The 7,615-nt window shown below is 58.9% G+C and carries 9 protein-coding genes; 4 read left to right on the forward strand and 5 right to left on the reverse strand.

Going from position 1 to position 7,615, the window contains the following annotated elements:
- The coding region (locus A2I95_RS23850; RefSeq protein WP_291733845.1) for a hypothetical protein at window positions 1–1,254 on the reverse strand (1,254 nt) is incomplete at its 3' end.
- Between the two features lie 303 nt (window positions 1,255–1,557).
- On the opposite strand from A2I95_RS23850, the gene A2I95_RS23855 reads away from it, so the two are divergent.
- Together A2I95_RS23855 and A2I95_RS23860 are read left to right on the forward strand one after the other, a co-directional pair.
- Entirely contained in the window at window positions 1,558–1,821 is a 264-nt protein-coding gene (locus A2I95_RS23855) for a BrnT family toxin (protein ID WP_291733847.1), read from the forward strand.
- Window positions 1,808–2,023, forward strand: coding sequence for a hypothetical protein (locus A2I95_RS23860; protein WP_036744234.1), 216 nt, complete (start codon window positions 1,808–1,810; stop codon window positions 2,021–2,023). Before A2I95_RS23855 ends, A2I95_RS23860 begins: the two co-directional genes overlap by 14 nt.
- 242 nt (window positions 2,024–2,265) lie before the next feature.
- Here A2I95_RS23860 and A2I95_RS23865 read toward each other — a convergent pair whose 3' ends face one another.
- The gene (locus A2I95_RS23865; RefSeq protein WP_291733853.1) at window positions 2,266–2,478 is read right to left on the reverse strand and encodes a type II toxin-antitoxin system antitoxin, RelB/DinJ family; all 213 of its coding nucleotides are present in this window, start codon (window positions 2,476–2,478) and stop codon (window positions 2,266–2,268) included.
- 171 nt (window positions 2,479–2,649) lie between these two features.
- Here A2I95_RS23865 and A2I95_RS23870 point away from each other — a divergent pair, with 171 nt between their 5' ends.
- Together A2I95_RS23870 and A2I95_RS23875 are read left to right on the forward strand one after the other, a co-directional pair.
- Window positions 2,650–3,114, forward strand: a complete 465-nt coding sequence (locus tag A2I95_RS23870) for a hypothetical protein (protein WP_291733855.1) — start codon at window positions 2,650–2,652, stop codon at window positions 3,112–3,114.
- Between the two features lie 70 nt (window positions 3,115–3,184).
- A complete protein-coding gene (locus tag A2I95_RS23875; RefSeq protein ID WP_291733856.1) occupies window positions 3,185–3,928 on the forward strand; it encodes a calcium-binding protein in 744 nt (247 codons plus the stop codon).
- 86 nt (window positions 3,929–4,014) lie between these two features.
- Here A2I95_RS23875 and A2I95_RS23880 read toward each other — a convergent pair whose 3' ends face one another.
- The 3 genes from A2I95_RS23880 to A2I95_RS23890 all read right to left on the reverse strand — a co-directional run.
- A complete protein-coding gene (locus A2I95_RS23880) occupies window positions 4,015–4,833 on the reverse strand; it encodes a hypothetical protein (protein WP_291733857.1) in 819 nt (272 codons plus the stop codon).
- A 285-nt stretch (window positions 4,834–5,118) separates the two neighbouring features.
- Window positions 5,119–6,129 (reverse strand): replication initiator protein A, encoded by a 1,011-nt coding sequence (locus A2I95_RS23885; protein ID WP_291733858.1) that lies wholly within the window; start codon window positions 6,127–6,129, stop codon window positions 5,119–5,121.
- A gap of 281 nt (window positions 6,130–6,410) precedes the next feature.
- A partial coding sequence (locus tag A2I95_RS23890) for a hypothetical protein (protein ID WP_291733860.1) occupies window positions 6,411–7,615 on the reverse strand: 1,205 nt, incomplete at its 5' end.

Raw genomic sequence — 7,615 nt, forward strand, 5'->3', positions numbered from 1 at the left:
GTTCGGTCCTCGATCCCGTTCCGGGGTGTCATGGTCTGGGAGATCAGTTTCCCGTTCTCCCGAGGGTTCTTTCCGGACCGCAGGAGCTGTCAGGCCAAGGTTCATCTCATGCCGCTCCACCTCTGCCAGCGCCTCCTGCGGCCAGCAGATCTGTTCTTCGATCTGGGTGGCATCCGGACGCAGCATGTTTTTCACCGCAGCTTCGATCCTGGCGCAGAACGCTCCGCACTTCGCCACCACTGCCGCCAGGTGCATCCGGTCGGACAGGCTGGGGAAGAACTCACGCCCGGATTCATACCCATCCCCCATGTTCGCCCGCAGCCCCATGCCGAACCCATGGGCTGCTTCAAGCACACGCTCTGCCCCTGACCTGACAGCCCGGATCAAAGGCCAGGGATCGGTTTCGGGGGCTCCCCTCACGCGATCCAGCTCCAGAGCGCCCTCAGGAGGCTCGTAGGAGCGCCCTTGGACCTTGTGCCGGGCAATCTCCCCCTTGAGCATCAGAAAGCCGCTCAGGGCCTCTGTATCGCGTTCTGAGAGGTCGGTGTCCCGGATGGCATCCCAGAGCCCGTGAGAGGGCGCTCTGACGCTCTCACGGGCCTTGTCCATGACCGCCCCATAGGTTTCCGGGGAAAGATGCTGGCGCTGGGTGATTTCTTTCCGGGTACCGCGCACGATTTCAGGGTCCAGATGCTCGCGGCACCAATCGGCCCAGGACGTCTGCAAGGCGGAGTATTCGTTCCGCTCGCCCGTGGCCTCCTTCAGCTCGCGCAGTGCCTTGTTGGTCGAGATCACCGGCTTGCCCCGGCTTTCCCGGACCGGGGAGACCAGCACATCGACCACAGCCCCGCCCTTCTCATCGAGATCAAGGCGGGTGGCGATCACCGAACCTTTGCCGCCCCAGCCCTCGGCCCATGCCTTCGCCTGGTCAAAGAGCTGGCGGTTACGCGGGTTGTCGGGGTCATGCAGGTTGCCTGCCTTCTCCACCCATTCCGGGGAGACCACGCAGATGGCCTGCAAACAGAGCGGTGCGCCCTTCCGTTCGCCGGCCCCCAGCTCGGTCTTGTGGGCTTTGAAGGCGGCGAGATAGTCACGGTCGTTCCCGGCCTTCGACCAGGCGAGGCCGAAACCGGGTTCCGCATCGTCCCGGACCCGCGCCTTGCCGGTCTCGTCGTGGCGCTGCGCATGGAGGGACGCCCCGCGAAGCTGGGCGATGGTGGTGAGCTTGTTGACGCGGATGGCTGCCTTGAACATGGGACGGTGATAGCCGGAAGCGACAGAATTGTCATTTGAAATGACAACCCACTAGGCAATTCTCTGCGAGCCGCTCCGCTAATTGCCATGGGCCGGAGGTGCTGCGCCCTCCTGGACCTCCCGCCGGAAGCCGCCCGAGGGGCGGCTGCGCACCCTCCCGCCCCTGCTATATGAGGGCCGGTCGGAATGGCGCGCGGGAGCCTGCCCGGACCGGAGACCTCCGAATATCGGAGGGCCGGGCAAGCGGCGGTGGTCACGTAGCGCCACGCTTGAAAATGGATAATTATTATACCATATTTTGGCATGAATTTTGAGTATGACCCCGCCAAAAGCGCCTCGAATCTAGAGAAGCATGGCATCGACTTCGAGCTGGCTCAGGCCCTTTGGGATGACCCGTGGGTGCTCGAAGCCCCGGCCAAGACCGAGGGCGAACCGCGCTTCCTGTCGATCGGGAAGATCGAGGGCAAGCACTGGGCGGCGGTCTGGACACCGCGAGGTGATGTGGTGCGGATCATCTCGGTGCGCCGGGCCCGGAAAGAGGAGATCAGCTACTATGAAGGCAACTGAGTTCGACAAGAAATTCGACGCCGGTGAGGACGTGAGCGATGCAATCGACTGGTCCCAGGCGCGCCGCCGGAACGACCAGCCCAAGCGGGTGAACGTGGATTTTCCGGCGTGGGTCGTGGAAGGCCTGGACAAGCAGGCTCGGCACTTGGGCGTGACGCGGCAATCGCTGATCAAGCTATGGATCGCTGAGCGCCTGCAATGAGATCAGCCTAATCCCGGTTCTGGCTGCTGCCGAACCGTTCCGCAAAATCCGGCGGCATCTGCTGCCGGCGTTTTAGCGGCGTCCGTTCCCAGATTTCCGCATCAGTCAGGGGTTCAGAACTGACCTCGTAGTTCCCGCAGTCAAAGCGGGAAGCACAATCTGAGCGAGCATCTTCGTGACGGTCGTGAGCCATTTGGCCTCCGGTCTGACTAAGGGAGGGGGTGCTTGCGAGGGGTCGGGCTTCAGGCTTGGCGTTTCCCGTCGATCAGGCGCCGGGCTTTCTGCATCACCTGGCTGTGCGGGGTGGCCGGACGCGGATCGGTTTGCGCCTCTTGTACCTTGGTGGGGAACCAGGCGTCATAGGCCAGCGGGTCTGCGGCCAGGCCGGTATCGGTTGTTTGTGCCTTGAGCTGACCGGCGAGGCGGGCATGAAGCGTTGAAGTCTCGGTAGGCATGGCGTGTCCTCCTGTTTCCGGGAAGAGTTTGTGTGTCAATCGGGATGCAAACAAGCTGTCTTTTGAGGTTGTTTGACCCAGATGCTCCCCGTTTTGGCGGTTTTCTGTAAAACTGGTGGAGTACAGGTGTTAAAACCGTTTCCCCACCACCGGTGAAGGCGAGCAGAAAACATGGCAAAACTATCTTTGAATCAAGCGGCGAAGTATGCGGGTGTTGCTAAGAAAACTCTCTTGGAACGACTTAGAAGCAATGACTTAAACGAAAAAATATCGGGTGGGAAGAACGCGCAAGGGCATTGGGAGATTGATGAGGCAGAGCTTGACCGTGTTTTCAGGAAACCACAGGAGGAACCACGCAGTAAAACCGTTTCCCCACCTCCAATAAAGGCGGCAAAGCCAAGCGAAACCGGTGCGTTAGAGATTGAAGTTAAGATGCTTCGGGAGCAGATCGGTGCCATGAGTGCTGAGCGTGACCGGGAGCGCGGCCAGCTCGTTGATCAGATCGAGGATCTGCGCGCCCGCCTGGATGGAGCTGAGACTGAGCGGGTGCGCCTGAATACGCTTCTGACTGATCAGAGAGATAAGCCGGTCGGGCAGGCCCAGCGTGGCCTTTGGGCGCGTTTGACTGGCAGATAACCGCCAGTCAAAAATCGACCGGGAGCAGAAGATCTCCGACGGCTGTGATCATGACAGTTCTGTTAACAAGTTGTTAACCAAGGCCGCTTTAGCACTGCCATGTATTGCACAATCAGGAGGTTATCATGCCGCTCGCGCCTACAATCAATTATACTTACAAAAACGAGGGCACAAAGTCTTCTTCTGGGGCACCAACGTCTATGGCGAGAAAGCGTCTGGTGACGATTCTGGCAACTACATGTCCGGTAACGGAATGCACGACTGGCTCAGGGGATGGGACGGCAATGACACGCTGCATGGCGGAACCGGTAACGATATTCTGGAAGGTGGCGCGGACAACGACACTCTCACTGGCGGCAGCGGCGATGACTGGCTCTATGGCGATTATCGGAACGAAAGCGTCTGGGCCCAGGGCGACGACTTCGTCCTAGGCGGCGGCGGAAACGACTACGTCTTTGGCGCAGGCGGAAATGATGATCTGCGCGGCGACAGCGGTAGTGACACCATTGAGGGTGGCACGGGCAACGACACACTCTATGGTGGCGCTGATGCTGACGTGTTCCGCTTTGATGTGACCGCCGAAACTACCAGTTCGGCGCTAACAGGCTACCTTCAAGATAATATCAATGACTTCGAAGATGGCGTCGATCTTATTCAGCTGGTAGGTGTGACGAAAGATGACGTTAGTGTGCAATCATCAGCAGATGGAGATGCCCTAATTGTCGTTAGTGGAACAGACGGTGACTTGAGGATTGAACTGAACGGCGTCAGCAGTTCTCTCATCGATACTGTTGACGATTTTCTGTACATCTAAAAAGCGAAAGCCTCAGCCCCACTCAGATTGGTAGGCGCTGAGGCAACCCTTTTACCCGGCATAGGACCACCGAGATCGGGCCTTGTTTATTCGAAGGTCAGGATAAGGCTCCCGTTTTCGTACTGTTCGCGGCGCATCTCCAAAAGCTGAGTTCTCAAAGCCTCGGTTTCCTCCTCAGAAAATGGAGGAAGATAGTCCGTTTCTTCACCATGGCCTGTTGCGATGGCCTCATTGGCCACACGGATGGAGGCGTTTATCGATTGCAGATCTCCCCTTGCGAGCCTCGATAGCATTAACTCAATGCGCTCTTCCTCGGTTCTGCCATCTAAAGATAGGCCGCTTCGAATTTCAAAAGGCTCATCCTTCGTAGCCGCAGTTACTTGAAAAATTGCTCCCTCAAGTCCCTGGACCTTACCTGCGAGCAATGCCCCGGACCTGTCAGTATTGATGTTGGAAATCGCGCCGAAATGATCAAAGGCATCTTCACCCTCAGCCAATTCCCGGCCGATGGCGTTCTCCACCAGTGTATTAAACTCCTCCTGTAGAGAAGCCAGTTGGTTGGACCTGATCGCCTCCATGTCCTTCATCACCTGGCCCAGAAGATCGCCGCCTGCGCGTTCGCTGTAGGAGGGGCCTTCATAGGTGGGGGCGGCGCGTTCTGCTGCCTGTCCTGCAGTGGTGGTGCGGGGATCTGCATAGGTTCCGCTCAGGCTTGAGGTCTCGGCCGGGCGGAACGAGCTGGGGGCATCCTGCTGGGGGGCTGCCGCCACCGGCGCGGACGGAGGGGCAAATGCAGTGTCCTGGACTGCGGTGGAGTTGGGCAGCAGAAGCTGTGTTTCAGTATTTTTGGTCTTAGCGCCAAACAGCGCCAGGGTGTGGTCGCCAATCGAGGTGTTGATAATCATGAGGCTGCTCCCCGTCTCTCAGATGGGTTCAAAGAAGGTTTCAACTTTGCCCCTGTCTAGGACACACAGGTTAACGGATGGCAACTCTGGGTAGAGCGGATGGCTAGAATTGGAGGCAAATGAAGACAGCCTCTGCAACGCCGGAACAGCCCGCAAAGAACCGCGGAAATTCCGGCTAATAAGCTGATGTAAAATCTGTTTTCGTGGCTGATCTGATCGCTTACAGCGGGCAGGGGATTGGCATGGGGCTGCGCGCCCGGCGAGATGGGAGAACCTGGGAAAGGTTTATGACCTGAGGTCACTCTGCTTCTTGCAGTAGGCCAGGAAAGCAGCGCCTGCATTTTTCGGCGGGTTGCCCTTGGCGGCTTCAGAGTTGGCAAACGCCAGCCAGTCCGAGCGGAGGGCATAATAGTCCCGGCCCTTCTCCCTGGCGATGGCCCTTGCCTTGTCTTCGGCCCATTCCGGCAGCCTGATACCGGGAAAAAGCTCGCTCTGAGGCGCGCGCGGGCGGAAGATCACCAGGTCCTCCGGGGTCAGCTCCATGCGATAGAACGGCGTGTGATCATCCTCGATGATCTGGCGGATGTTCAGCCGGAACTTCTTCAGGGGGGCGTTGCTGCCGGTCTTTTCCTGGAGTTTGGCGAGGCCGATCTGCCACCTGGGCTGGCTCCCGCAGTGCTTGCGGCCGATCTCATACAGGCGGCGCTCAAGCGGGCGGCGAAGGCGAAAATAATCGTGCGAGATCGTCACGACTTCGTTGGCCTCGATCGCGCGCATGAACCAGTCAGACAGAACGACCTCGCAATAGTCGAGCCGCCATGCCCCTTCTTCCTGCATAACGAATCCGGCTTGGTCCACTAGGCTAAAAATCCGAACTTCGCGCTTGTTTCCGGTACGGATCGTTGTGGTGAATTGCGTCCCCTGTAGCCGTTTGAAGGCTTGCTCCAGACGCTTGTAATGGTTACCGCCAATGGGGCGGTTGGTTGCGATGGAAAGCTCACGGGCGCTGAAACGGACGCGCTTTCCGATCTTTTCGCCCCGGTTCTTCATGTCCATCAGTTGGCTGATGCAGAAGATCAGAATGTCCTTGTCCTTGATGGTGGGAAGGCCAAGGCCGGAAGGAGCGATTTCCAACCTGTTTTCACCGTTCTGGTAGACCAGGTGGCGCATGTCGGGCTTGGTCGCTAGGGAAAACAGGGGATGTTCCATCGACGCGGTGTCGTCCTTAGGGACCACGTCCGTGATATCGAGGATGAAAAAATCCTTCTGGGGGTGTCTATCTGGTAGCAAAGGCATGTCCGGACGCTACGAGAAATTTGACCGTTCAGGAACCCTGGATTTGACCTATCAGGAACCGTTCTGAAGTTCGTGCTACCGGGAACCAAAGTTTGACCTATCAGGAACCTCTGAAGGGCTGTTTTCGTTTGACCCTTTCGGAACCATAATTTGACCCTTTCGGAACCAGAATTTGACCCTTTCGGAACCCTGTGGGTAAATTATTGTTTTAATAATAGAATGTTAGGGGTAGATTTTGGCCCCGTAACATACTCCGTAGGTAACACTATTAACACTAGGGGTCAGCGACCGTGGTTCGGTCCTCGATCCCGTTCCGGGGTGTCATGGTCTGGGAGATCAGTTTCCCGTTCTCCCGAGGGTTCTTTCCGGACCGCAGGAGCTGTCAGGCCAAGGTTCATCTCATGCCGCTCCACCTCTGCCTGTGCCTCCTGCGGCCAGCAGATTTGCTCATTGATCTGGGTTGCCTCCGGACGCAGCATATTTTTGACTACGGCCTCAACCCTGGCGCAAAACGCTCCGCATTTCGCCACCACTGCCGCCAAGTGCATCCGGTCGGACAGGCTGGGGAAGAACTCACGCCCGGATTCATACCCCTCCCCCATGTTCGCCCGCAGTCCCATGCCAAACCCATGGGCCGCTTCAAACACACGCTCTGCCCCTGACCTGACAACCCGGATCAAAGGCCAGGGATCGGTTTGGGGATCTCCCCTCACGCGTTCCAGCTCCAGAGCGCCCTCAGGAGGCTCGTAGGAGCGCCCTTGGGCCTTGTGGCGGGCAATCTCCCCCTTGAGCATCAGAAAGTCGCTCAGGGCCTCTGTATCGCGTTCTGAGAGGTCGGTGTCCCGGATGGCATCCCACAGCCCCTGAGAGGGCGCTCTGACGCTCTCACGGGCCTTGTCCATGACCGCCCCATAGGTTTCCGGGGAAAGGTGCTGGCGCTGGGTGATTTCCTTCCGGGTGCCGCGCACGATTTCAGGGTCCAGATGCTCGCGGCACCAATCGGCCCAGGACGTCTGCAAGGCGGAATATTCGTTCCGCTCGCCCGTGGCCTCCTTCAGCTCGCGCAACGCTTTGTTGGTCGAGATCACCGGCTTGCCCCGGCTTTCCCGGACCGGAGAGATCAGAACATCGACCACGGCCCCGCCCTTCTCATCGAGATCGAGGCGGGTGGCGATCACGGACCCCTTGCCGCCCCAGCCCTCGGCCCATGCCTTCGCCTGGTCGAAGAGCTGACGGTTATGCGGGTTGTTTGGGTCATGCAGGCTGCCGGCCTTTTCCACCCATTCAGGCGACACCACGCAGATGGCCTGCAAGCAGAGCGGCGCGCCCTTCCGTTCGCCGGCCCCCAGCTTGGTCTTATGGGCTTTGAAGGCGGCGAGATAGTCACGGTCGTTCCCGGCCTTCGACCAGGCGAGGCCGAAACCGGGTTCCGCATCGTCCCGGACCCGCGCCTTGCCGGTCTCGTCGTGGCGCTGCGCATGGAGGG

Source organism: Leisingera sp. F5 (assembly GCF_001593695.1).

Coding starts and splice junctions, on each gene's coding strand:
- A2I95_RS23865 (WP_291733853.1), bottom strand. CDS start 2,478: ATGCCTACCGAGACTTCAACGCTTCATGCCCGCCTCGCCGGTCAGCTC.
- A2I95_RS23885 (WP_291733858.1), bottom strand. CDS start 6,129: ATGCCTTTGCTACCAGATAGACACCCCCAGAAGGATTTTTTCATCCTC.
- A2I95_RS23860 (WP_036744234.1), top strand. CDS start 1,808: ATGAAGGCAACTGAGTTCGACAAGAAATTCGACGCCGGTGAGGACGTG.
- A2I95_RS23880 (WP_291733857.1), bottom strand. CDS start 4,833: ATGATTATCAACACCTCGATTGGCGACCACACCCTGGCGCTGTTTGGC.
- A2I95_RS23870 (WP_291733855.1), top strand. CDS start 2,650: ATGGCAAAACTATCTTTGAATCAAGCGGCGAAGTATGCGGGTGTTGCT.
- A2I95_RS23855 (WP_291733847.1), top strand. CDS start 1,558: ATGAATTTTGAGTATGACCCCGCCAAAAGCGCCTCGAATCTAGAGAAG.